Genomic DNA, 22,237 nt, shown 5'->3' on the forward strand with positions numbered 1-22,237 from the left:
GGATCTTGCACCTTGATTCAGGGAGGATGGGCTCGCCACGGTATCGTATACAGACAGATCTGTATACCACTGTTAAAGTGGAGGCTTGGAGTGTGAAACGGAGCAGCGCGATGAGCGCAAAGAGACAGGCCGTCGTCGATACGGCGGCCCGACTATTTTCGGAATTCGGGTATCAGGCGGTAGGTGTCGACAGGATCATTGCGGAGTCGTCAGTCTCCAAAATGACGATGTACAAGTACTTCCCGTCGAAAGACGATTTGATCGTAGAGGTCCTTCGTCAACGTCAACTGGCCGCCTCCGACGACCTTCTCGCCTATGTAACCGCACGCAGCGACCCCACAGCGCGAATCGATGCCGTTTTTGAATGGCATGATCTGTGGATCAATGGCCCCTTGTTCTACGGCTGCATGTTTATCAACGCAGTAACTGAACATCCTGAAGCTGACTCGGAGATTGCCAAAGCCTCAGCCATGCAGAAAGTCCATCTGCGAACTTTCGTCGAGCAGTTGTTGAAGCCACTGATAGGCGAAACCCGGGCTCCGGTCTGCGCGAGCAAGTTAATGATTTTGATTGATGGCGCCATCATCGCCGCTCAGGTCTACGGCAACAAGAACGCGGCAATAGAGGCGCGAGATGTCGCCAGGATGCTGCTGTCAGAAGCTGGCAAATCTGCTTGATGTCGACCCCGGCATGCGTCCCTCGCACGCGACCGGGGAAAACGGTGATACGAGCGATTGAGCATAGCCCGTCCAAGCCGGATGAATCCCCTTTCCAGTCATGCCCAAGCAAAGAACTTCAACTGTGGGATTCATAGACATCGTTTCAACTAAAATGAAGCGATAGACCGAGAGACCGCCGCGCGATTACGTTGGGTGCGCATGTATCACGAGACCGGCAATGCCGGCCTCGTGTGCGCACGGTGCGGCATATCTCGGCCGACACTTCGCAAATGGCTACGTCGCTTTCAGGAAGCTGGCGAAGCAGGTCTCCAGTCTCAAAGCCGTCGTCCACTGCGCAGCCCAAACCGGAAGGTCTCCGAGGCTGATCGGGCGACGGCGCTCCGATTACGCGCTGAGCGCAAGGGCGCACGGCGGATCCAGAATGAACTGCGACTGCACGAGCAACGAGAGCTATCCCTCGCGACCATTCACAAGATCTTGAGCGAGGCGGGTGCAAAACCGTTGGTTCGATCCAGGCGACCGACGCAGCCGAAACGCTATAGCCGGCCGGTGCCTGGAGACCGCGTCCAGATGGACACGATGAAAATCGCTCGAGGTGCGTACCAGTACACGGCGATCGACGACTGTTCGCGATTCGAGTACTGGCGATCTACCCACGCAGAAATGCCCGAAATACGCTGCTTTTTCTTGATCGCGTCATTGAGGAGATGCCGTTCCCGATTCAGCGTATCCTGACCGACCGAGGCGGTGAGTTCTTCGCCGAGTCAGTGCAGCGGCGCTTGATGAGCGAGTGCATCAAATTCCGACCGATTCCGCCCCGTTCGCCACACCTCAACGGCAAGGTCGAGCGTTCACAGCTCACCGACCTCAACGAATTCTGGTCGGATCATCCACCGACCGGGGATGCGATCGACCAACGAATTGAGGAGTGGCAGTTCGACTATAACTGGCGGCGCCCGCACGGTTCACTTGGTGGCAAGACGCCCATCGATCGTATCGCAGAGTTAAGCGAAATTACACCTCTCGCAGCGGAGGTGGAAAGTGCCTACGAGGAAACGAAAGAGCGAATTCGGCACCGTGAATGGCGCGTCGACAAGACCCTCGCCGAACATCACCGGCGCGTGGTGGAGCTCGCGTCTCCTAACGGAGCCTCGAGCTCCACCACGGAACGAAAAAGGCGCACCAAGAAGTGAAACGATGTCCGTGAATCGCACAATTTAGCTGATGGATAGGTCGTGATCACGTTACTTCGCGGACTTCGCTCCCTGCGTCTCGGTCACGATCGCTGAAAGCTGCAAGTCGGTCAATTGCTTCATGTCCGCGAAGGCGGCATCTGTTAACTGTTTGCTTCCGGTACCTTCGCCATGCAATTGATACCCTTTCGGCGAGTACATGAAGAAAAAATAGAATGGCGCTGCTCGACTATCGGAGCTAGCAGTAAAGACAAGCGATCTCTGATCGTCACAACTATAGACAATCCAAGAGGTCCCGCCATATTGCTTGGTCACGGGACCTGTCTCGCAATTGAAACTTGGAACGCTGCCGGCTGCACCAGCGTCAGCAGCGGTCAACAGTCCTAGAAGAAGAAACGACCAGCCATATCTCGCCCAACGCATGATCTCCCCCAGCAGCGTCGACATCTAATCACTTCGATCGGCACCGAAACCAACACGGCCTCACGTGGAACATACCACGATGGACGTCCCTAACCGATCGCTTACAACGAATTTCCGCTACGGGAAGGCGATTTCGTGCAGTACAAAACGATGGCCCCGCACAGCGTAGAGAACATCGCGCATGCCGAGACCACCTTGCTGTGGATTGGCACGCCTTGACGCTCGCCGATTCGAACCAGCGCGCGATTGACTACGCATGCAGGACGGATTCATCCGCGTCGCTCGATTCGTTTATGCCTGCCGCCTCTTGGCGGAATGCTTCGTTGCCGGAGTAAAGCATCCATTACTCCGGACCTCCGAGCCGGCGATCAGAAACCGTGGTACATGCCGATGTTGACCTGAACCTGGTTACCGCCCGATGCGGTGTTGCCGAAGTCGGCAACCGAAGCCTGAGCGCCCTGGGCATGAACGTAGCCGCCCATCGCGTACAGCGCAGTGCTCTTCGACAGCGAGTACGTTGCACCCAGCGACACCTGGTTGATCGACGCCATCGTGCGGCCTTCAGCAGCCAGCTTCGGTGTGGCCGCGGAACCGTAGACGTACGTATACCCGGTCGCCAGCGCCAGCGCCGGGGTGACCTGGTACTGCAGGAGGGCACCCAGCACGTTGAAGTGGATCGATGGCTGGCCAGCGTTGCCCTGGTACTGGGCGTTCGAGTAGCGCAACCCGGCCGTGTACGGACCAATCTGGTATTGAGTCGCGATTTGCGCGATGCCCGCACTCTTGAACGCATTGCCGCCGTTGTAACCCGAGCTCGGATAACCCAGCGCACCGCCGAAACTCGGTTGCGCCGTTGCGTTCATCCACCCGTTCTCACCCTGGTTCGCCGCATGGAAGTAGCCGCCGGCGACCGTCAGGCCACCTTGGGCGTAGTTCGCAGCCACCGACCACGATTGCCCCGAACCCATCGCACCGGCCACGCCGCCGAACGAATACGCGCCTTCCGCCTGGAAGCCGTGGAAGACCGGCGAAATGTACTTCACGGCGCTGTTCTGGTTCGTCGTGTTGTCGTTGTTGTCTACGTCGCCCGGGGTCGAGAATGCCGACGCCGAAATGGCGTCGCCCGTCAGGACTTGCACCATTTCCGTCACGGCGTCGAGCTGGCGCCCCAGGCGCACGGTACCGTACTGATCGGAAGCGAGGGAGACGTAAGCCTGGCGGTTGAACAACGAACGCGAGGAACCAATGGGCCCCTGGCCGCCTATGCCACCTGTACCAATGTTGAAACCGTTTTCGATCTTGAATATCGCCTTGAGGCCGCCACCGAGGTCTTCCGTCCCCCTGAGGCCCCACTTGTTCGAACCTGAGGCACCGCCATCGAGGCCGAACCGCTTGTGGCCGTTGATGTTCGAGGTGTAGCCGATACCTGCATCGAGCATGCCATACAGGGTGATCGACGACTGTGCCATTGCTGCCGACGACGCTGCGAAGGCGGCAACAGCGATAACGCTGACGTTGAATTTCTTGTTTTTCATCTGTATTTCACTGTCAGGAGTGGTTTCGGGATTGTTTGAAACGGGTTTTGTTGTATTCGAATGCAGATGACGGCGCACGGCCTGCGCGTCGTCTCAAGTTGCAACGGCCGGCGTCATATTCGACAAATCGGCATATTCAATTCGATCATTTCGTCATCCTCACAATTTCCTGCGGGAAGGCGCCTTACGTGTCCACCCATCCGGCACTCCCCCGATTAGAACAGTCGCGGCGCCCCTACCTGGACGAAAACCGCTTCCTTGCCTCCGTTGTCGCTCCAGCTATACGGCACCGTGGATTGATCACGTGCCGAGTCTCCTGCATGCAGCACAAACACCTTGCCTTTCAGTTCCAGCGCCACTTCGCCGTCGATCACGCAAAGGAACTTACCCCTGGGGGACTTCCGAGTACGTCTTGCCTGCGGGCAGGCATACGAGGATCCACTCGAACTGCCGTCCTTCCGCCGTATTCGCGATGCGTGCGAACAAACGTGCCGAATCCGCGAAGCCCAAAAAACTCGAGCGGGTTACCGCGCCCGGCCAAACGCTCCTCCGATGGCATGTCGAAGAAGGACTGCGTCGTGACGCTCAACACTCGCGCATTACCCGCAAGCGAGTGCGGCGGTGACGAAACCAGAACACGCACCACCTGCTCCCCAAATCGATCTGGAAATAACGGCCGCCATTGCAGACTGATTGAGCGTCCAATTCAGCCGCCGGCAACCTGGGCGAACCATTTCGCTGAGCACCGACGCAGCCGGGTCGCGCTTTGCAAGTGCAAAAACCATATCAGGAACATAAATCGTCGTCAAAATTAGTTTGATATAAGTTAATCTCGTCTGATAACCTGGCACCGCACCGGGATTTCCCTGATAGGAACGGGCACCAAGACAAAGTGTTAGCGAGATTGGCGTCTCGGTTTTGGCTGATCGTGACTGTTTGTTGCCAGGTTTTTGACGAAGCGCTCACGGACCACATACCGCGAGTCCCCCACGCTGAGGTGGAGGCAGGCCCGCAGTCGGGAGCCAGTCGGTTCAATGGATCGCCCCTGTCGATCGGTCTCCTGTTGCTGATCGCGCTGGTTCCCCACTACGCAGGCGCTGGCCCTCGGTGTACTGCTCAATATGGCAATCGCTGGCCTGTACACGCTGGCGTCTCGAAGCTACCCTGTCTCGGCGCGAACCCGTGGCGCCGGGCTTCTGCCTGGTGTGCGCATGAAGGCGCGACGCTGTCGCCAACCGTTGCAGGCTGACTGCTGGATGCCCATCGGACGCCCCGCGCAATTGCTCTTCTTTCATGCCGCCAGCCTGCTGCCGGCGAACATCGCGGTCGTTGCGCTGCTATCACCCCGAGGCCGCGGCAACGACGCCCCTCTGATCTACAAGGTATCGAGCTGTCTTGAGTTCGTTGAAACAGGCGCTGAACGAAGGACGCTTCGTCTGCGTGCTAGAGGTCGTCCCTCAACAGTCCCCTTCTCGCTTGACCGCGTTCGAGCAGATCGTGCAACGCGGGCACTTGGCAGGCTGGCCGTTACTGCCATCCTTCGCCGATCGCGTCGGCCTGCACTCCGACATGAGCCCCCTGGACGGCGCCGGAGCATTGGGAAATCCGGCCACATCCTTGCTGCACTTTTCCGGCAAGGATCGGGAGCGTGCAGACTTGCTGCGCCAGATTGAGTCGATGAGGGCCCGCGGTCTCGAGCAATTGTTGCTGCTCAGTGGTGACCGCTTGCCAGGCCACCATCCCGGGCAGGCACCCGTGCGCTATCTGGAGTCGGTGCCCGCGCTGCAGATTGCCCGCGAGCAATGCCCGGACTGGCTGTTGGGCGCCGCGTTGAACCCGTTCAAATACCGCGAAGAAGAAGGCGGCGCACAGTATCTGAAGGCGCAGAAAAAGCTTCTGGCTGGCGCTGATTTCTTTACGCTGCAACTGGGTTTCGACGCCGCCAAGCATGTTGAAGCCCAGACCTGGATGCGCGCTCAGGTACGCATGAAACCCATGCTGGCCTGTGTGATGAGGCTGACCGACAAACGCGCGGCCGCTCTGCAGACCGTGCCCGGCGTCGTCATCACCGAATCCATGCGCGAGTTGTTGGGCAGGGAGCAGCGAGTATCGCAGGCCTATGCCAGCGCACGAAGCCTCGAGCGTCTGACCCTGCAGATCGTGGGCCTGCAGCTGATGGACTATGCCGGCGCTCATGTGTCCGGGGTGCATACGCTGGATGAACTGCTTGCGCTGGAGCAGGCGATTACCGAGCAGCGGGACAGCGTGACCTCACTGACCGAGTGGGACGAACGATGGCGGGCAAGTTGGCAGATGCCTGGGGCGCCCCAGGTATGCTTCGCTCCCGAAATCGATGCGTGGGAAATGGGGCAATCCGATGTCACCGCCACCCGCCGGGAGCGCCTGCGACACACGCTGCTCTCTACCGCACATAGCCAGGTCTTCGGTGGCACGGGATGGCTCAGCAGAGCATTTGGCTGGAGCGTGACGCGTCCGATATGGAAGATCGGTGTGGCGGCTGATGCGCTACATGCTGTCGAGCGGACGGTCAAACGACCGCTGGTCGGCTGCGATACCTGCGGCAGTTGCCGCTTGCATGACACCCTCTACGTATGCCCCGAGACATGCCCCAAAGGTCTGGCGAACGGCCCCTGTGGCGGGACCCGGCTCAATCGTTGCGAATTCGGCGACCGGGAGTGCGTGCACAGTGTCAAATACCGGATTGCCAAATCGGCCAATCAGTTACCGGTACTGGCGCAGACATTGATTCCTTGTATCGAGGCGGGCAACCGGCACCGCAGCTCGTGGCCTGAATGGTTCGAACCAGAAGAGTCGACGCCAGGACGCTGAATCGAACCCCGGGAAATGATGGCTGGCCAAACACCCATGGCCCCACCGAGTTGCCCGGCCAGGCAATCAACGCAGCCGGCATACCAAGCGTGATCGCTACCTCGGCGCCCCTTTTGATGGATTGATGCAGTGCCGCTTCGGCTCCGGTGCCGAGCGTATTCACCGAGATGGTCAGGCGCTCAATTGATTGACACTTAAAAGAGGCCCGCGGAGGTCAACGCTCAAACCGCGTCATGCGCGGCGATGTTGCGATATTGCCCTTTGAAATACAGCAATGGCTGCGTAGCAGCAGCCTCTTGCACGTCCAACGCTTTCACTTCGCCAATCACGATCAGGTGATCACCCGCGGCGTGTTCGGCGTAGATTTCGCAATCAAGCCAGTGAAGGCTGCCGACAATGATCGGGTTACCCAGCGGCGACGCCTGCCATTCGACTCCGTGCCACTTGTCCGCGCCGCGTCGAGCGAACTGGTTGGAAATCCCGACTTGCTCGTCTGACAGGATGTTGACCACGAATCGACCTGCCTGGCGAATTTTAGGATAGCTGGCCGAGCTGGACATGACGCTGAACGACACCAGCGGCGGGCTCATCGACACGCTGTAGAACGACTGGCAAGTGAAGCCGATCGGCTCGTCATCAACGTGCGATGTAATGACCGTGATACCGGATGCGTAATGCCCGAGCGCTTCGCGAAAGCTCAATGGCTCGATGGCAGTGCTGGAAAGAGACATGGTAGACACTGAATACCGGGTGCGGCTCGAAAATATCAAGGAAGGCCTGAAGTCGTCAGGTCATTTTGGCTGACTTCAGCGGTTGTCAATTGTGCAAGCGGCCCATCGATCAAAATCGACCCGATAGCCCACTCGCTTCTCCGCGCTCGGCCGTCGCGAGCAGGTCGCGGCGACAATTTTGCGCATGACGGGCACACCGCTTCGGCGCCGACCGGCACATATCGGCGTGCCGGCTTTCTATAAACCCACTCGGCATCCGTGCCGATGTGTGCCGTCGTACCGAAGCAGTACGCGCCAGCCAACCTTCCGCGGCGCCACCTGATCCGCTTCGATCGTCGACAACTTCCTGCCGGCCTGCTTGTGCTCGTCGGCTTGATCGGAATCGAAAAGGGCCCCTGCTTCATCTTTACGCGGGAAATCCGGGCGGCGTATTCCAACGGAATCAGGGAGCCCGCTTGAGGCTCCCCCTGAAATCCACATCCGCTTCAATTTCCCGAGCCCCCCTTCCGACTACAGCCAGGAATTAGTTCGAGATTTCTCGTCGGACGATTTCCGCGCCTGCACTCAAAGCATTCAGCTTGCCTCGTGCGACTGCACGAGACAACGGAGCCATCCCGCAGTTGGTGCAAGGATAGAGCTTGTCGGCATCGACAAACTGCAGTGCTTTCCGCAAGGTGCTGGCGACTTCCTCGGGCGTTTCAACGGTATCCGTTGCCACATCGATCGCCCCCACCATCACCTTCTTCCCGCGAATCAGCTCGATCAGATCCATCGGAACGCGGGAGTTGTGGCACTCCAGCGAAACCATATCGATACTGGATTTTTGCAGCTTGGGAAAGGCTTCTTCGTATTGCCGCCACTCCGACCCCAGCGTCTTTTTCCAATCCGTATTGGCTTTGATACCATAGCCATAGCAAATATGCACGGCAGTCTCACACTTGAGACCTTCAATTGCCCGCTCCAGGGTCGCAACACCCCAGTCATTCACCTCATCAAAGAAGACATTGAATGCAGGCTCGTCAAATTGAATGATATCAACGCCGGCAGCCTCCAGTTCCTTGGCTTCCTGATTCAGGATCTTTGCGAACTCCCACGCCAGTTTTTCGCGACTTTTATAATGATCGTCATAAAGCGTATCGATCATGGTCATGGGTCCCGGCAGCGCCCATTTTATGGGTTGCGTGGTTTGCTGGCGCAAGAACTTGGCATCTTCGACAAAAACCGGCTTTTGTCGAGCAACGGCACCGACGACCGTCGGCACGCTTGCATCGTAGCGATCGCGAATTCTAACGGTCTTGCGGTTCTCAAAATCAACGCCGCTGAGGTGCTCGATGAACGTCGTCACAAAATGCTGGCGCGTTTGCTCGCCGTCACTGACGATATCGATACCTGCATGTTGCTGCTCTTGCAGTGACAAGCGCAAAGCATCTTGCTTGCCCTCAATCAGCCCCTCATCCTGCAATTTCCAGGGCGACCAAAGCGTCTCCGGTTGCGCGAGCCAAGAGGGTTTAGGCAAACTGCCGGCAGTTGAGGTAGGCAACAGTTTCTTCACAGTAGATGACCTTGTGTTTTTGATGAATCAAAGAGCGTAGTTAGCGGACCACTGTTCAAGGACAGCGTGGTACGGTTTGATGAAGTGCTCTTCGACAAACTTTCCCTGCTCGATAGCCAGCCGGCTGCGTTCTTCCCGATCATAAACAATTCGAGTTAGCGAAAAATCCTGATGCTTCAAACTTGGCTGATAGGATTTTCCCGCCGCAGAATTCGCATTGTAAATCTCGGGCCGGTAAATTTTCTGGAACGTATCCATCGTGCTGATGGTACCGATAAGCTCGAGATCACTGTAATCAGCAAGCAAATCGCCGGAAAAATAAAAAGCCAGCGGCGCGACACTATTCGGCGGCATGAAATAACGAACCTTCAAGCCCATTTTTTTGAAGTATTCGTCAGTCAGAGAGTATTCGTCCTGCAGATATTCGATACCCAAAACCGGATGCTGATTGGCGGTCCGATGATAAGTCTTGCTGCTCGAGACACTCAGGCAGATAACGGGCTGCTTTTTGAAGTTGGCCTTGTAGGCGCTTGAGTTCACGAAGCATTTGAACAGCTTCCCGTGCAGATCCCCAAAATTCTCCGGGGTGCTGAATTCGGCCTGATTCCTGGTGTGCTCCAGCAGCAGAACGCTGAAATCATAATCTCGTACGTAAGACGAGAAATTATTCCCTACGATGCCCTCGATGTGCTCACCGGTTTTTTGATCGACAATATTCGTTTTCAATATTTCAATCAACGGAAGGGAGGCGCCGTTGCTTTCACCGTCGATGCTCATTTCGACGGAAATGATTTCAAGCTTGACGGCATAGCGGTCGCCTTCAGGATTATCCCAATGCGCCAACGCATTGAAACGATTGTCGATCATCCTGAATGTGTTGCGCAAATTCTCTTGACGACTCGTTCCTCTCGCCAGGTTGGCGAAGTTGGTCGTGATACGCGTACTGTCTGACGGCCGATAGTCTTCATCGAAGCTAAGGCGCTTGATGGCAAATGTAAAATCTTGACTCATGTTGATCTGACACCCAGATTTCCGAGATGAAGCCTGAATTCATCCCTTGGTTTTTCAATGCTTTCCGATTTTGTTTTCTGGCTCTTGCTCAGAAATCTTCAAGATATCGGCATTCAAGACAAATTTTATGCCGAGCCATCCATGAATAAAAGTGAATAGATTTCATCAAACCATTAATCATGTTCATGGCCGGGGGTGCAGGTTGGCCTGCTCGCCTCTCTCCTTCCGCACCTTCATTGCGCGATGCAGTCAGCGATGCAGTCAGCGACGCGGTCAGCGACGCGGTCATATGACGCTTCATGCCCCAACGCGCTCGCGTCCCGGCGCATCTGCGTCAGGGGCTATCCTTGCTTGCGGGGTTTGACCGCCCCGGCGCTCGGCCACGCAGAAGGCCTGATCGCGAAGTCATAGAGCGAGCTTGGGGAACGCCTTGCGCGACCAGCGGGTTCGTTTGCTTCGGATCGAATCTAACGACGAACCGTGAAATGACGCGCGCGAAAAAGAGACGTCCGTCGCTGCGGGCCAACGAACGAGGATCGCAGCAGATAAGGGGCGCAGGACGGTTTCGAGCTGCTTCCGATGCGTCAGCGGAATGCCAAGCGCCTGCGCCGCGGCGATCAGTGGCATGCCTCCGACGGTACGCAGCCCGACCAGAGTTTTGCGCGAGTACGGGATCTTCAAGCCGTCCCGCTTGTTGATCCGGGAACGGATGGCGAGCTCAGGATTCGATTGCGGAGTCGTCGTCGCCGTAGAACTTCACGCCCAGCTGAATGCGTTCGCGGCCACTTTCCAGGCGATGCCGATTGGTGTCGCGTAGCGAGTAGACGCAGCCGCAATATTCTTGCTGGTAGAAGTTTTCTCGCTTGCTGATCTCGATCATGCGCGCCGAGCCGCCGCCTTTGCGCCAGTTGTATTCCCAATACAGCATGTCGGGATAGTGCGAGGCCGCGCGCACACCGCAATCGTTGATCTGTTGCATGCTCTTCCAGCGCGAGATGCCCAACGAACTGGTGATGACAGGGAAGCCGTGCTCATGGGCATACAGTGCCGTGCGCTCAAAACGCATGTCGAAGCACACGGTGCAGCGGATGCCGCGCTCCGGTTCGTTTTCCATTCCCTTGGCGCGCTCAAACCAGTTGTCACGATCGTAGTCGGCATCGATAAATGGAATACCGAATGTCTCTGCAAACCGGATGTTTTCCTGCTTGCGTAGTTCGTATTCCTTCAGCGGATGGATATTCGGGTTATAGAAGAAGATCGTGAAGTCGATGCCCGACGCCTGCATGGCTTCCATCACTTCGCCCGAGCACGGCGCGCAGCAGGAATGAAGCAGCACTTTCTTGTGCCCGCCAGGTAACGCCAATGGCTTGCGTTCGATTGTGGTTGCCATGAGAAGTGTCAATGAAATACGCCCGCGTCCGCCGGACTGGGGAGCCCGGAATTATGGTCTCCGCCCGGGAGAAATAAAAATGGATATATTTCATGTTCCCATGAACCACGTTCATGGATCCCGCTGCCACGAAGCATCACGCCATGTCAGGTCTCGTCGCGTGTTCGATACATGCACGCAGGCCATCGATACCCACGTCCGCCGCGCGAGCACCCGGAAAGATGTGTTTGGCAATGCCGTTCTCGCCGAGCCGTACTGGCACCACATCGAACTGGAATGTTTGTTTGACGTCTACGACCCCATCCGGGCACGCGGCACGAACGAAACAACAAACGGGCTTCCGAGACAGCCCCTCCCGAAAGGAACCCATCTCTCTGCCTGCTCGCAAGCCAGGCTCAACACATTGCCAGACGGCTCGACGAACGCCCGCGCAAGACACTAGCTTTCGATTCACCGGCTGAACGAATCCATCAACCTGTCGCATCGACCGGTCGAATCCACCGTCGACTACAGCCCCCGCCCGCTAAGACGCGTCCCGCGCCGCCACATGCTCAAGCAAATGCGCGACAAAGCGCGTCAGCTTCGGCAGCGGCCGCCGATCATGCCGATACACGACATGAATCGGATGCGGCTCGGGCAAGTACGCTTGCAACACCGGCACCAGCGCGCCACTCGCCAGATCGTGAGCCACCAGCACTTCAGGCTGCAACAACAACCCCGCCCCCGCGATCGCCGCCATGCGCAGGCCATGACCATCGTCGCACGTGAAAACCGGATCCTTCGAAACCTGCGGGCCATCCCAGCCTTTGAGCTTCCACCCGTTACGGCCATTCCACACCGAGTGAGACAGGCAGCGATGCACGCCCAGGTCCTGCGGCGTCTCCGGACGCCCATGCCGCGCGAGGTAACCGGGCGACGCACAGATCACCATCCGATACATGGCCAGCGGCTTCGCGATCAGGTCGACATCGCCCAGCGCACCAATACGAATCGCCAGATCGAACCCCTCGTCAACCAGATCGACGACGCGATTGCTCAACGCCAGCTCGATACGCACGAGCGGGTACATCTGCTGGAAAGTCGCCGCCAAAGGCGCGACGACACAGGACCCGAAGGTAATCGGCGCACTGATACGCAACGTGCCGGACGGCGACGCGCGCAACCGTTCGACCGACGTCTCGGCAATACGCACATGCTCAAGCGCGCGCTTGGCATCTTCGTAGAACACGCGCCCCGCATCCGTCAGGCTTTGCCGTCGCGTGGTGCGCTCCAGCATGCGCGCACCGAGGCGCTCTTCGAGTTCGCGCACATACTTGCCCACCATGACCGCCGATATGCCCAGCCGCTGCGCCGCCTCGGTGAAGTTGCCCCCTTCCACGACGGCAACGAAGGTTTCCATCGAACGCAGCTTGTCCATATTCCGAACCGGCGATTAGTAGTGTCGGAAATTAGAGCACATTTATCGCAATATTGGTTCGATGAACAATGGCCGCTCCAACCTGAAATCGAAAAGGAGTGGTTCCATGAAGATCGTTGTAATCGGCGCCGGTGGCGACGTAGGGCGTGCCGTGGCGGATGAGCTCGCGCGCGACGGAAAACACGACATCATTCGCGTGGGTCGCACCTCGGGCGACCATCAGGTCGACATCGCCCGTGACGAGAGCGTGAGCGCGCTGTTCGGAAAGTTCGGGCAAGTCGACGCGATCATCGTGGCCGCGGGCAATGTCGTCCTGGCACCGATCGAAAAGATGACGGCGGCCGAATTCCACAAGGGATTGCAGGACAAGCTGCTGAGTCAGGTGCGCGTCGCACTGGTTGGTCAGCACGCCCTGTCCGATGGCGGGTCGATCACGCTGACCTCGGGCATCGCAGTCGATGATCCGATTGCGCAAGGCGCCAACGCCGCAACGTCGAATGCCGGGATTGAAGGCTTCGTGCGCGCGGCCGCATGCGATTTTCCCCGGGGCATCCGGATCAATGCCGTGAGCCCGACCATGCTGACGGAATCCATCGACCGGTTCGGTCCGTTTTTCCCCGGCTGTGAGAGCGTGCCGGCGGCACGCGTGGCCATGGCCTATCGGCGCAGCGTGGAGGGGGTACATAGCGGTCGCGTCTATCGGGTTGGGCACTGACGTTGAGGGCTCGCCCCGCGAGCCCCCATCCCGCGCTCCGCCGCCTGCCCCAGATTCCGCCAGGCCATCACCGCACCGACCACCAGCAGCAGAACCGACACGATCAACGCCCGCGCCATCCCGTGCACAAACGCCACACCCCCTGCCTCGCGAACGAAGAAGCCAAACAGCGCGACGCCCATCACGCCGCCCACCTGCCGGGCCGTATTCAGCAACCCCGACGCCACACCTGACTGCGCACCGCTCACCGCCGCGAGCGCCGCATCCGTGATGGTCGGTATCGTCAGCGCGATGCCGCTGCCGGCCAGCAGCATCGGAATCGCGAGCAGCGCGTTGGAGTGCACGGCGATGGCCGGCCACATCGCCAGATAGCCGGCGGCGGAAATCGACAGTCCGGCCGTCGCCAGCGTGCGTGCGCCCAGCCGGCCGGTCAGTCGCCCGGCAACGATGCTCATGGCCATCAGCACGCCCATCATCGGCAGAAACGCCACACCCGTGCGCACGGGTGTCATATGCCAGACAGACTGAAACAGCAGGCTCAACGTAAACACGATGCCGTAGAACACCAGATTCGCGATCGCACCGATCACGATCGAACTGCGGACGATCCGGTCCTGCCACAACGTGGCCGGCAACATCGCGTCCGGATTGCGCGCTTCCAGCCGGATGAACGCGATGCCCAACCCGACGCACAACGCGAACGCACAGACGATGACCGGACTGCGCCACCCCAGCGCACTGAGCTCGGTCGACGCGAACGTGAGCGCCGCCAGCGCAAACGCACCGGTCAGTTGCCCGGGAAGATCCAGGTGCCTGCCGCGCTGCGCTTGCGTGTCGGGCGCAAACCGCCATGTCATCCAGATACCGGCCATGCCGACCGGCACGTTGACCAGGAAAATGCTGCGCCAGCCGACTGCCGCAATGAGCAACCCGCCTGCCAAGGGCCCCGCCGCCAGCGCGATGCCGCCGCCGGCGCCCCACCAGCCGATCGCGCGGCTGCGCGCCGCCGCGTCGTCGAATGCCAGGCGCAGCACGGCCAGCGAGTTCGGCACCAGCAGCGACGCGCCGATCCCCTGAACGAGACGCCACGCGATCAACGCGCCCATCGAATGCGCGATGCCGCAGCCGATCGACGACAGCGTGAATATCGCGTAACCGGCCATGAACACGCGCTTTGCGCCCAGCCGGTCGCCGAGGGCGCCTGCCATCAGCAGGGTCGCCGCGAACACGAGCGCATACGCGTTGACGACCCATTGCAAGTCGGTGACCGCTGCGCCAAACGCCGTGCGCAATGCATCGAGCGCAACGTTGACGACGCTGACGTCGATCAGGACGACCGCAAAACCGAGGCACGCCGCCGTTTGAACCAGCCGCGGATGAGGTGTGGAAGATGTCTGCATCGGCAATCCTTCGCATTCGGAGGATTGAAGCGTAGAGGATCGCCTTCTGTGCGAATATTCCGCAAAACAGCACAGCAACCTGGAGAAAATGCACCGATGTTCGACTGGGAAAACCTGCGTTACTTCGTTGCCGTCGCACAGGCGGGGAGTCTTTCGGCGGCGGCCAGGCGGTTGAATGTCGACCATGCGACCGTCAGCCGTCGCTTGAGCGCACTCGAAACCGAATTGAAGGTGCGCGTGATCGACAGGTTGCCACGCGCGTGCCGGCCGACCGCCGCGGGCCGGCAGATGCTCGAATTCGCCGAGAAAATGGAGGAGCACGCGTTCGCGATCGAGCGTCTCGCGCTCACGGAACATCTGCCGATGCACGGCACCGTGACGATCAGCGTGCCGCCCGTACTCGCCAACAATTTCTTCGCGAATCATCTCCATGAATTCGCGCAATTGCATCCGGGCATTCGACTGTCGATGGCCAGCCAGGCGCAAAGCGTATCGCTCGCCCGCCGTGAAGCGGATATCGCCGTGCGCCTGTTCCGCCCCGAGGAGCCGCAGAACGTGACGCGCAAGCTGGGCGAGATGCCTTTCGGGCTCTATGCGAGCCGCGACTATGCGCACGCGTCGACGCCCGACGATTGGGGCTTTATCTGCTACGACGCGCAATTCGCGGAAATGCCGCATCAGAAGTGGCTCGAGTCGATCGCTCGAGGCCGCCGCATCGCCTGCGAAGTCAGCGATATCACGACGCAGCAGGTCGCGGCCCGCACGGGAATCGGCGTGGCAGGGCTGCCCGTGTTCATGGGCGACCGCGATCCCGGGTTGCAGCGCCTGCCGTTCGACGGGGAATCGTACTCCCGCGAAATCTGGCTGGTCGTGCATGCCGATCTCCGGCATTCGCCGTCGATTCGGGCGGCAATCGACTTTATCGGAGACGTGACGGGCAGGACCTTCGCACCGGCTTCCGCGCGGTAGCAACGGCCGTCACGGCCGCCTGCGATACCGGGCGCGGGCGTCCGATCGTCCTGTCACGCGTGCGGCGACGGCTCGTACCTGAAATAACTCAGGTTGAAGTACCAGTAAGGATCGGAGGTCGGAAGATCCTCGTTCGGCCGCGCCCGATTCGGCCATCGAGAGACCTTTCGCAAATTGAAATTCTGCGGATCGGGCCAGCCGAACGCCCGGAAGATGCACTCGGCCAGTTCATCTTCGATGCTGTTGCGGAACTTCCATTTCCCCAGGAAGTAAAAAAACATCATGACGATGGCACCTGCGACCAGTGCCCCTCCCATCATGATCGCGAAGTCGCCGATGCTGCCTTCGCCACGAAATAAGTTGATCCCCAGGAAGACGGCCATGATCAACTCCACGAACACGAAGAACCCCAGCGTGCCCTTCCGCTCGAATCGGCCACGCGCCTTCGTACCCATGATCGCATTCGGATAGATCGACACCACGGCGTCCGAATCGCGCTGGACCGCATAGGCGAAATAGCGGTGCTCGCCGATTTTTTCGGCGACGACCTTGACCGCCTCTCCACTGCGCATCGGCATCATCCACAGCACACCGTGAAAATGATTGCCGTCCATCTCGAACTCCACCCAGTCCGCTTCGTCTTTCCAGCTCGATCCGTCGGTCGCATCGACCATCACCCGCGCCTGGTCGCCCATGCCCAGCAACGTCGCCGCAATCGCGGTCGCCCCCACGACGCCCGCTGGCGGCGGAGGTATCTGAGGCGGGGCCGCCGCGCGCTTTTTCGACACACGGGCCAACGTGCCCTCCAACAGAACCAGATTGTCCTTCCACCCCGGCACCTGGCCTTCCGGTTTCCCGGCTGCGCGCCGGGCCGCGATCAATGCCTGCAGTTCGTCTTCCATCAGCCGCTCCATGAAGTGACGATCCACCCGATATGGCGCGGGGGCGCTCGTCTGTCGTGGCGTCTCGTCGGCGCACGCGCGTCGAAATTGTGCCATTGCCCGGAAGATGCCTGCGCCGTTTTGCGTCACCCGTGAATGTCCATTCAGCCGCCCGCTCCCTCAAACCATCGCCCTCAACCACCCGAGCAAATCCGCCTGCTCACTCCCGGCCGCCACCGGTTCCGGCGTCAACAAGCAGTAATGCGAACCATCCTCGACGAATCCGAGCGGCGCGACCAGCACACCGCTTTCGATGTCGTCGCGAACGAGGTGCCACGGGCCGATCGCGACACCGAGCCCCGCGACGGCCGCCTGCAGGCTGAAGTAGAAATGGTCGAACGTCTGCCCGCGCCCGCCTGTGACGGGCTGATTCGCCGCTACCGACCATTCCTTCCACGCGTCCGGGCGTGTCCGCGTATGCAATGGCGGAGTGTCCTTCTTCAACGAGCGATCACCACGACGCGTGGCACACCACGCATCGACTTTATCTGGCCGGCAAACCGGCCCGACCCGCTCTGCGAACAGACGCTCCGCGTGATACCCCGCTGGCCACGCAAAGTCATTGCGTCGAATCGCCATGTCGATGCCGCTGTCGAATGAAAACGGGCCGCCCGCGGCAGCCAGGTGAATGTCGACGCCCGTATGCCGCGCCTGAAAATCCGGCCAGCGCGGAATCAGCCAGCGCATCAGCAGCGTCGGCTCGCATGACAGGACCCAGCGCCGCGCCCGGGCGGCTTCGGTGCGCAATTCGTGCGCGGCGTGACGCATCAGGCCCAGCCCATCATGGACGGCCTGCGCCAGCTTGCGGCCCGCATCGGTCAGGAAGACGCGACGGCTGCGCCGCTGGAACAGCGCCACACCCAGGTCATCCTCGAGCAGCCGCACCGCGCGGCTGACCGCGCCATGAGTCAGGCACAGCTCGTCGGCGGCACGGCTGAAATTCTCGTGACGCGCCGCCGCCTCGAAGCAACGCAAGGCCATCAGCGACGGCAGGCTGGCGCGAACGGATTGTGAGTCAATCTCACCATTCTGGTCAGAAATCATCGCTTTTCCCGATGTAACGTGACCCATAAGATTGCGTCATCAAGCCATCAATCGCAAGGACAAGACGATGACCGAACTGATAGTCGTAGTCACCATCACGCTGCTGGCCGTGATCAGCCCGGGCCCGGACTTCGCAATGGTCACGCGCAACAGCCTGATGCTGTCTCGCCGCTCGGGCGTGCTCACCGCGCTGGGTATCGGGCTCGGCGTGACGGTTCATGTGAGCTACACGCTGCTGGGCGTCGGCCTGCTGATCCGCCAGTCGCTGTGGCTCTTCAATGCCGTCAAGCTGGTCGGCGCGATCTACCTGATCTACCTGGGCGTGAAGATGCTCATGACGAAGGCAAGCAACGGGCAGCCCGACACACGCGTCGCGCCGCTGTCCGACCTGGCCGCGCTGCGCACCGGCTTCCTGACCAATGCGCTGAACCCCAAGACCACGGTGTTCATCGTCAGCCTGTTCATGCAGGCCGTGCGGCCCGACACGCCGTTGATCGTGCAGATCGGCTACGGCGCGTTCATCGCCGTCGCACATGCCGGCTGGTTCAGCCTGGTGGCGCTGTGTTTTTCCGCAACGGCTGTCCGCGATCGCCTGCTGGCGCTGCGGCACTGGATCGACCGCACCTTCGGCTGCCTGCTCGTGGGCTTCGGCGTCGCGCTGGCCATCGCGCGCGGCGGGCGCTGATCTGAATTTCCGGGCCGCCGCGCTTCAAGGACACCATCGCACGCGCTGATCCGGCCCCGCGCCCGGTTCAGCGCTTCGCGGTCAATCCCGCCCGCACGCCCACCGGATCCCGGCTGCGCCCGAGCAGCGCCGCCAGCGACAGATCCGCGAGCTTCCCGAACGGCGCGCGCAGCAGGCTCGGCAGGTTCCAGCGCCCCAGCACGAACACGCCCTTCGCATGGCTCATCGCGCGGAATCCCTCGATGCCGTGATACGCGCCCATCCCGCTCGGGCCGACGCCGCCGAACGGCAAGTCTTCCTGCGCGACGTGCAGGAGCGTGTTGTTGATGCCGACATTGCCCGACGTGGTGCGCGAGAGCAACGACGCGCAGTCGCTGTCCTGTGCGCCGAAGTAATACAGCGCAAGCGGCCGCGGACGCGCATTCACGTAGTCGACGACCTCGTCGATCGTGCGATACGTGCGCACCGGCAGGATCGGCCCGAAGATTTCTTCCTGCATGACGGTCGTATCGTCGCCGGCCCCGACGATCAGCGTGGGCGCGAGCGTCCGCTTGCGGGTGGCCGCCTGCTGCGGATTCACGCCCGCCTCGATCACGCGCGCGCCTTTGCTGCGGGCTTCGTCGATGAGATTTTTCAAGCGATCGTAATGCCGGTCGCTGACGATCGACGTGTAGTCCGGGCTGGTCGGCCCTTCCGGATAGAAGCGCGCGACGGCCGCATCGTATTGCGTGACGAACGCGTCCAGGTCGTCTTCATGCACCAGCGCATAGTCGGGCGCCACGCAGGTCTGCCCGCCGTTCGACAGCTTGCCGAACACGATGCTGGACATCGTCCGGTCATCGACGTGCCCCCTCGCGACGATCGCCGGGCTCTTGCCGCCGAGTTCGAGCGTCACCGGCACCAGATTGTCGCTGGCCGCCTTCATGACCTTGCGGCCCACCTGCGTGCTGCCGGTAAACAGCAGATGATCGAACGGCAAGCCGCTGAACGCGGCGCCGACTTCCGGGCCGCCGAGCACGACCGCGACTTCTTCGATCGGGAAAGTCTCCGCGAGCATCCGGCGCATCACCTCGCTGGTGCGCGGCGTCAGCTCCGACGGCTTGAGCATCGCGCGGTTGCCCGCGGCCAGCGCGGTGGCCAGCGGAATGAACGTGAGCGCGAACGGGTAATTCCACGGCGCCATCACGCCAATGACACCCAGCGGCTGGTATTCCACGTGCGCCTGCCCGGCGCGATAGAAGATGCCGACGTGCCGGCGCTGCGGCTTCATGAAGCGGCGCAGGTTGCGCGTCAGATAGTCGATCGCCTGGATCACGCCGACCAGTTCCATGATCGCGGTCTCGTGTCGCGAGCGATGCCCGAAATCGACGCTGACCGCTTCCTCCACTTCGCGGCGATACGCGAGCACCACGGCGCGCAGCCGCGCGAGCCGGGCCTTGCGCTGCTGCATGCTCGGCGGCCCCTCGCTGACGAATGCGTTGCGCTGGCGGGCCAGCAACACCGCCGGGTCGAAGCTCGAGCTGGATTCTGCGGAAACGGCCATGGTGCACCTCACGAGGTTGCGTCGATGTAGACACTGTCAACTTGCATGCGGCCGATCATAGGACCACAATGTGTTCCCTGTCAACATAGGAGCAATACGATGTCGTCGGATGGGGATGCGGATGCCGGGCAGAAGGCTTATCACCATGGGGATCTGCGTCGCGCGATCATCGAAACCGCGCTCGACACGCTGCAGGAGCAACAGGGCTGGCAGTTCACGCTGCGTGAAATCGCGCGGCGCGCGAACGTCAGCCACTCCGCGCCGTACCGGCATTTCCCGGACAAGGCCGCGTTGCTGCACGAGCTCGCACTGATCGGCTTCGATCGCCTGCGCGACGATCTCGCCGCGTCCGTCGATCCCGCAACCGATGCACCGGACGTGCTGCTCGCCCTCGCCTATGCCCATCTCGCGTTCGGGCAGCGCAACCCGGATCTCTATCGACTGATGTTTGCCGCGGATGCCGGGGAGCCTTCGGACATCCATCTCGATCCGCGCGTGCAAGCGCCCTTCCTGCTGGTCGTCGACATCCTGGATCGCGGCCAGCGCGCCGGCACGATCCGCCCGCGCCCCGCGCTCGGCCAGGCGACCGCCTGCTGGGCGCATCTGCATGGCCTGACGATGCTGGCGATCGACGGGCGGCTGGTGCGCGAGAAGGTCGGCGACCACGCGATCGAAGATGCGCTGACCACCTTGCTGGACGGACTCGTGCTGCCCGCCACGCCCGCGCGGGCGGCCAGGACGAAAAGGCCTTGACCTTCGACTTTGCTTAAAGGTTATGGTTTGCCTCGGCAGCGTATCGAGGTCGTGGGTATGTGCAATGCCATCCGACAATCCGGCGGTGCGTCGACGACGTCCGCCCATGGCCGATGAAAGGGAAACCGCATCATGAGCAAGCGCATCCTTCACGTCGTGAGCAACGTCGCGCACTACGCCGATCCGTCGCAACCGACCGGCCTGTGGCTGTCCGAACTGACCCATGCGCATCACATCTTCGCGGCAAAAGGCTATGAGCAGCAGCTCGTGAGCCCCAAGGGCGGCGTGTCGCCGCTGGAGCCGCGCTCGCTCAAATGGCCTCATGCGGACGCCGCCGCGAAAGCGTGGCGTGCCGACCAGGCCAACGCGGCGCTGCTGGCCACCACCGCACGCCCCGACGAGATCGATCCGGCCGATTTCGATGCGATCTACTTCACCGGCGGCCATGCGGTGATGTGGGACTACCCGGACGATGCGGGGTTGCAGCGCCTCACGCGCGAGATCTACGAGCACGGCGGCGTCGTGTCGTCGGTCTGTCACGGCTACTGCGGGCTGCTGAACACCAAACTATCGGACGGCTCGCTGCTGGTTGCCGGACGCCGGATCACCGGCTACTCGTGGGTGGAGGAAATCCTGGCCGGCGTCGCGAAGAAGGTGCCCTACAACGTCGAGCAGCAGATGCAACAGCGTGGCGCGCGCTACGAGAAGGCGCTGCTGCCGTTCACGTCGAACGTCGTCGTGGACGGCCGCCTCGTGACCGGCCAGAATCCGCAATCGGCAAAGGCGACCGCGGAACAGGTCGTCGCGTTGCTGTGATGTGATGCGCCGGCGCGCCGCTAGGCGCGGGGTGACCGGCGGCGCACAACCGCTTCGTCGCGATCGGCGGCGGCAGTCGCAGCCTCGCCGCCATCCGCCGCATTCCCGGGCGGGATGCGCGACAGCAATCGTTTCGCATGGGTTGCACAATCGACCGACTCCGGTTTTGCGGCGATGTCGGCGATCAGCGACACGATCTGCGCCTTGATTCGAGCGAGCCGCGCCTCCAGTGCCTCGATGTCCTGCACCTTGCGGTACAGCGCCTCCAGCAACGAATCGCAGGGCCACTGCGCGAGGTCGGCCGGCATCAGCGTGCGGATCTCTTCAAGACTGAAATCCGCCTTCTGCGCGGCCGTGATCAGGTCGAGCACCGTCACCGCTTCCTGCGGATAGGTGCGATAGCCGTTCGCTTCGCGCTCGACGAGCGTCAACAGACCGATGCGCTCGTAAAAGCGGATGCGCGAAGGGGTAAGGCCGGTGCGTTCCGCCAGTTCCCCGATCTTCATGTTCCGATACTCCCCGGCCGGACTACATCCGTCCATCTGCCCCGTCGTGACTGTCAGTCGTCTCCTGATGTTGATTCGCAATC

Annotated in this window: 21 protein-coding genes and 3 pseudogenes; 9 read left to right on the plus strand and 15 right to left on the minus strand. The window is 60.9% G+C overall.

The window, feature by feature from the left end; genetic code table 11:
- Nucleotides 1-110: 110 nt before the first annotated feature.
- Nucleotides 111-677, plus strand: coding sequence for a TetR/AcrR family transcriptional regulator (locus BDO18943_RS00500; protein ID WP_175020737.1), 567 nt, complete (start codon nt 111-113; stop codon nt 675-677).
- A gap of 201 nt (nt 678-878) precedes the next feature.
- Nucleotides 879-1,873, plus strand: a pseudogene (locus BDO18943_RS00505) (IS481 family transposase).
- Between the two features lie 51 nt (nt 1,874-1,924).
- On the opposite strand, the gene BDO18943_RS00510 reads toward BDO18943_RS00505, so the two are convergent.
- From BDO18943_RS00510 to BDO18943_RS43115, 3 genes and pseudogenes are all read right to left on the minus strand, one after another.
- The gene (locus BDO18943_RS00510; protein ID WP_175020738.1) at nt 1,925-2,320 is read right to left on the minus strand and encodes a hypothetical protein; all 396 of its coding nucleotides are present in this window, start codon (nt 2,318-2,320) and stop codon (nt 1,925-1,927) included.
- 344 nt (nt 2,321-2,664) lie between these two features.
- Nucleotides 2,665-3,831: a porin gene (locus tag BDO18943_RS00515; RefSeq protein ID WP_043184291.1), complete on the minus strand. Its 1,167-nt coding sequence runs from the start codon at nt 3,829-3,831 to the stop codon at nt 2,665-2,667.
- 215 nt (nt 3,832-4,046) lie between these two features.
- A pseudogene (locus tag BDO18943_RS43115) lies at nt 4,047-4,616 on the minus strand (cupin domain-containing protein).
- 610 nt (nt 4,617-5,226) lie between these two features.
- Here BDO18943_RS43115 and BDO18943_RS00525 point away from each other — a divergent pair.
- Nucleotides 5,227-6,681 (plus strand): methylenetetrahydrofolate reductase C-terminal domain-containing protein, encoded by a 1,455-nt coding sequence (locus tag BDO18943_RS00525; RefSeq protein WP_175020739.1) that lies wholly within the window; start codon nt 5,227-5,229, stop codon nt 6,679-6,681.
- 221 nt (nt 6,682-6,902) lie between these two features.
- On the opposite strand, the gene BDO18943_RS00530 is transcribed toward BDO18943_RS00525, so the two are convergent.
- From BDO18943_RS00530 to BDO18943_RS00555, 6 genes are all read right to left on the minus strand, one after another.
- Nucleotides 6,903-7,412, minus strand: a complete 510-nt coding sequence (locus BDO18943_RS00530) for a flavin reductase family protein (RefSeq protein WP_175020740.1) — start codon at nt 7,410-7,412, stop codon at nt 6,903-6,905.
- Between the two features lie 523 nt (nt 7,413-7,935).
- Entirely contained in the window at nt 7,936-8,964 is a 1,029-nt protein-coding gene (locus BDO18943_RS00535) for a methionine synthase (RefSeq protein WP_175020741.1), read from the minus strand.
- 27 nt (nt 8,965-8,991) lie between these two features.
- On the minus strand, nt 8,992-9,975 hold the full coding sequence (locus tag BDO18943_RS00540; protein WP_175020742.1) for a DUF1852 domain-containing protein: 984 nt from the start codon (nt 9,973-9,975) through the stop codon (nt 8,992-8,994).
- Nucleotides 9,976-10,063: 88 nt separating this feature from the next.
- Nucleotides 10,064-10,264, minus strand: a complete 201-nt coding sequence (locus BDO18943_RS00545; RefSeq protein ID WP_175020743.1) for a hypothetical protein — start codon at nt 10,262-10,264, stop codon at nt 10,064-10,066.
- A gap of 116 nt (nt 10,265-10,380) precedes the next feature.
- Nucleotides 10,381-10,656, minus strand: a complete 276-nt coding sequence (locus BDO18943_RS00550) for a hypothetical protein (protein ID WP_175020744.1) — start codon at nt 10,654-10,656, stop codon at nt 10,381-10,383.
- Between the two features lie 37 nt (nt 10,657-10,693).
- Nucleotides 10,694-11,365, minus strand: a complete 672-nt coding sequence (locus BDO18943_RS00555) for an epoxyqueuosine reductase QueH (RefSeq protein ID WP_175020745.1) — start codon at nt 11,363-11,365, stop codon at nt 10,694-10,696.
- A gap of 310 nt (nt 11,366-11,675) precedes the next feature.
- Here BDO18943_RS00555 and BDO18943_RS42480 point away from each other — a divergent pair.
- A pseudogene (locus BDO18943_RS42480) lies at nt 11,676-11,857 on the plus strand (IS30 family transposase); the annotation flags it as partial.
- 31 nt (nt 11,858-11,888) lie between these two features.
- On the opposite strand, the gene BDO18943_RS00560 reads toward BDO18943_RS42480, so the two are convergent.
- Nucleotides 11,889-12,782 carry a LysR family transcriptional regulator gene (locus BDO18943_RS00560; RefSeq protein WP_175020746.1) on the minus strand — a complete coding sequence of 298 codons (894 nt, stop codon included), beginning with the start codon at nt 12,780-12,782 and terminating at the stop codon, nt 11,889-11,891.
- Between the two features lie 106 nt (nt 12,783-12,888).
- On the opposite strand from BDO18943_RS00560, the gene BDO18943_RS00565 reads away from it, so the two are divergent.
- Nucleotides 12,889-13,497: a short chain dehydrogenase gene (locus BDO18943_RS00565; protein ID WP_175020747.1), complete on the plus strand. Its 609-nt coding sequence runs from the start codon at nt 12,889-12,891 to the stop codon at nt 13,495-13,497.
- Here BDO18943_RS00565 and BDO18943_RS00570 read toward each other — a convergent pair.
- The gene (locus tag BDO18943_RS00570) at nt 13,479-14,897 is read right to left on the minus strand and encodes an MFS transporter (protein ID WP_089454458.1); all 1,419 of its coding nucleotides are present in this window, start codon (nt 14,895-14,897) and stop codon (nt 13,479-13,481) included. The two genes, BDO18943_RS00565 and BDO18943_RS00570, sit on opposite strands and share 19 nt — an antisense overlap.
- Here BDO18943_RS00570 and BDO18943_RS00575 point away from each other — a divergent pair.
- Nucleotides 14,859-15,866, plus strand: a complete 1,008-nt coding sequence (locus tag BDO18943_RS00575) for a LysR family transcriptional regulator (protein ID WP_321533517.1) — start codon at nt 14,859-14,861, stop codon at nt 15,864-15,866. The two genes, BDO18943_RS00570 and BDO18943_RS00575, sit on opposite strands and share 39 nt — an antisense overlap.
- 53 nt (nt 15,867-15,919) lie before the next feature.
- On the opposite strand, the gene BDO18943_RS00580 is transcribed toward BDO18943_RS00575, so the two are convergent.
- Both BDO18943_RS00580 and BDO18943_RS00585 read right to left on the minus strand, forming a co-directional pair.
- Nucleotides 15,920-16,768, minus strand: a complete 849-nt coding sequence (locus BDO18943_RS00580; protein WP_175020748.1) for a putative type VI secretion system effector — start codon at nt 16,766-16,768, stop codon at nt 15,920-15,922.
- A gap of 159 nt (nt 16,769-16,927) precedes the next feature.
- On the minus strand, nt 16,928-17,851 hold the full coding sequence (locus BDO18943_RS00585; RefSeq protein ID WP_175020749.1) for a LysR family transcriptional regulator: 924 nt from the start codon (nt 17,849-17,851) through the stop codon (nt 16,928-16,930).
- Between the two features lie 67 nt (nt 17,852-17,918).
- On the opposite strand from BDO18943_RS00585, the gene BDO18943_RS00590 reads away from it, so the two are divergent.
- On the plus strand, nt 17,919-18,536 hold the full coding sequence (locus tag BDO18943_RS00590; protein WP_043184544.1) for a LysE family translocator: 618 nt from the start codon (nt 17,919-17,921) through the stop codon (nt 18,534-18,536).
- Between the two features lie 67 nt (nt 18,537-18,603).
- Here BDO18943_RS00590 and BDO18943_RS00595 read toward each other — a convergent pair whose 3' ends face one another.
- Nucleotides 18,604-20,079: a coniferyl aldehyde dehydrogenase gene (locus tag BDO18943_RS00595; RefSeq protein WP_175020750.1), complete on the minus strand. Its 1,476-nt coding sequence runs from the start codon at nt 20,077-20,079 to the stop codon at nt 18,604-18,606.
- Between the two features lie 99 nt (nt 20,080-20,178).
- Between BDO18943_RS00595 and BDO18943_RS00600 the strand changes: the two genes are divergently transcribed.
- Together BDO18943_RS00600 and BDO18943_RS00605 are read left to right on the plus strand one after the other, a co-directional pair.
- Nucleotides 20,179-20,832 (plus strand): TetR/AcrR family transcriptional regulator, encoded by a 654-nt coding sequence (locus BDO18943_RS00600; RefSeq protein ID WP_175020751.1) that lies wholly within the window; start codon nt 20,179-20,181, stop codon nt 20,830-20,832.
- A 132-nt stretch (nt 20,833-20,964) separates the two neighbouring features.
- Nucleotides 20,965-21,648, plus strand: coding sequence for a type 1 glutamine amidotransferase domain-containing protein (locus BDO18943_RS00605; protein ID WP_043184272.1), 684 nt, complete (start codon nt 20,965-20,967; stop codon nt 21,646-21,648).
- Nucleotides 21,649-21,668: 20 nt separating this feature from the next.
- Here the strand turns inward: BDO18943_RS00605 and BDO18943_RS00610 are convergent, their stop codons facing one another.
- On the minus strand, nt 21,669-22,154 hold the full coding sequence (locus tag BDO18943_RS00610) for a MerR family transcriptional regulator (protein WP_175020946.1): 486 nt from the start codon (nt 22,152-22,154) through the stop codon (nt 21,669-21,671).
- Nucleotides 22,155-22,237: the final 83 nt, after the last annotated feature.

The organism is Burkholderia aenigmatica (genome assembly GCF_902499175.1).
Classification (GTDB): Bacteria; Pseudomonadota; Gammaproteobacteria; order Burkholderiales; family Burkholderiaceae; genus Burkholderia; species Burkholderia aenigmatica.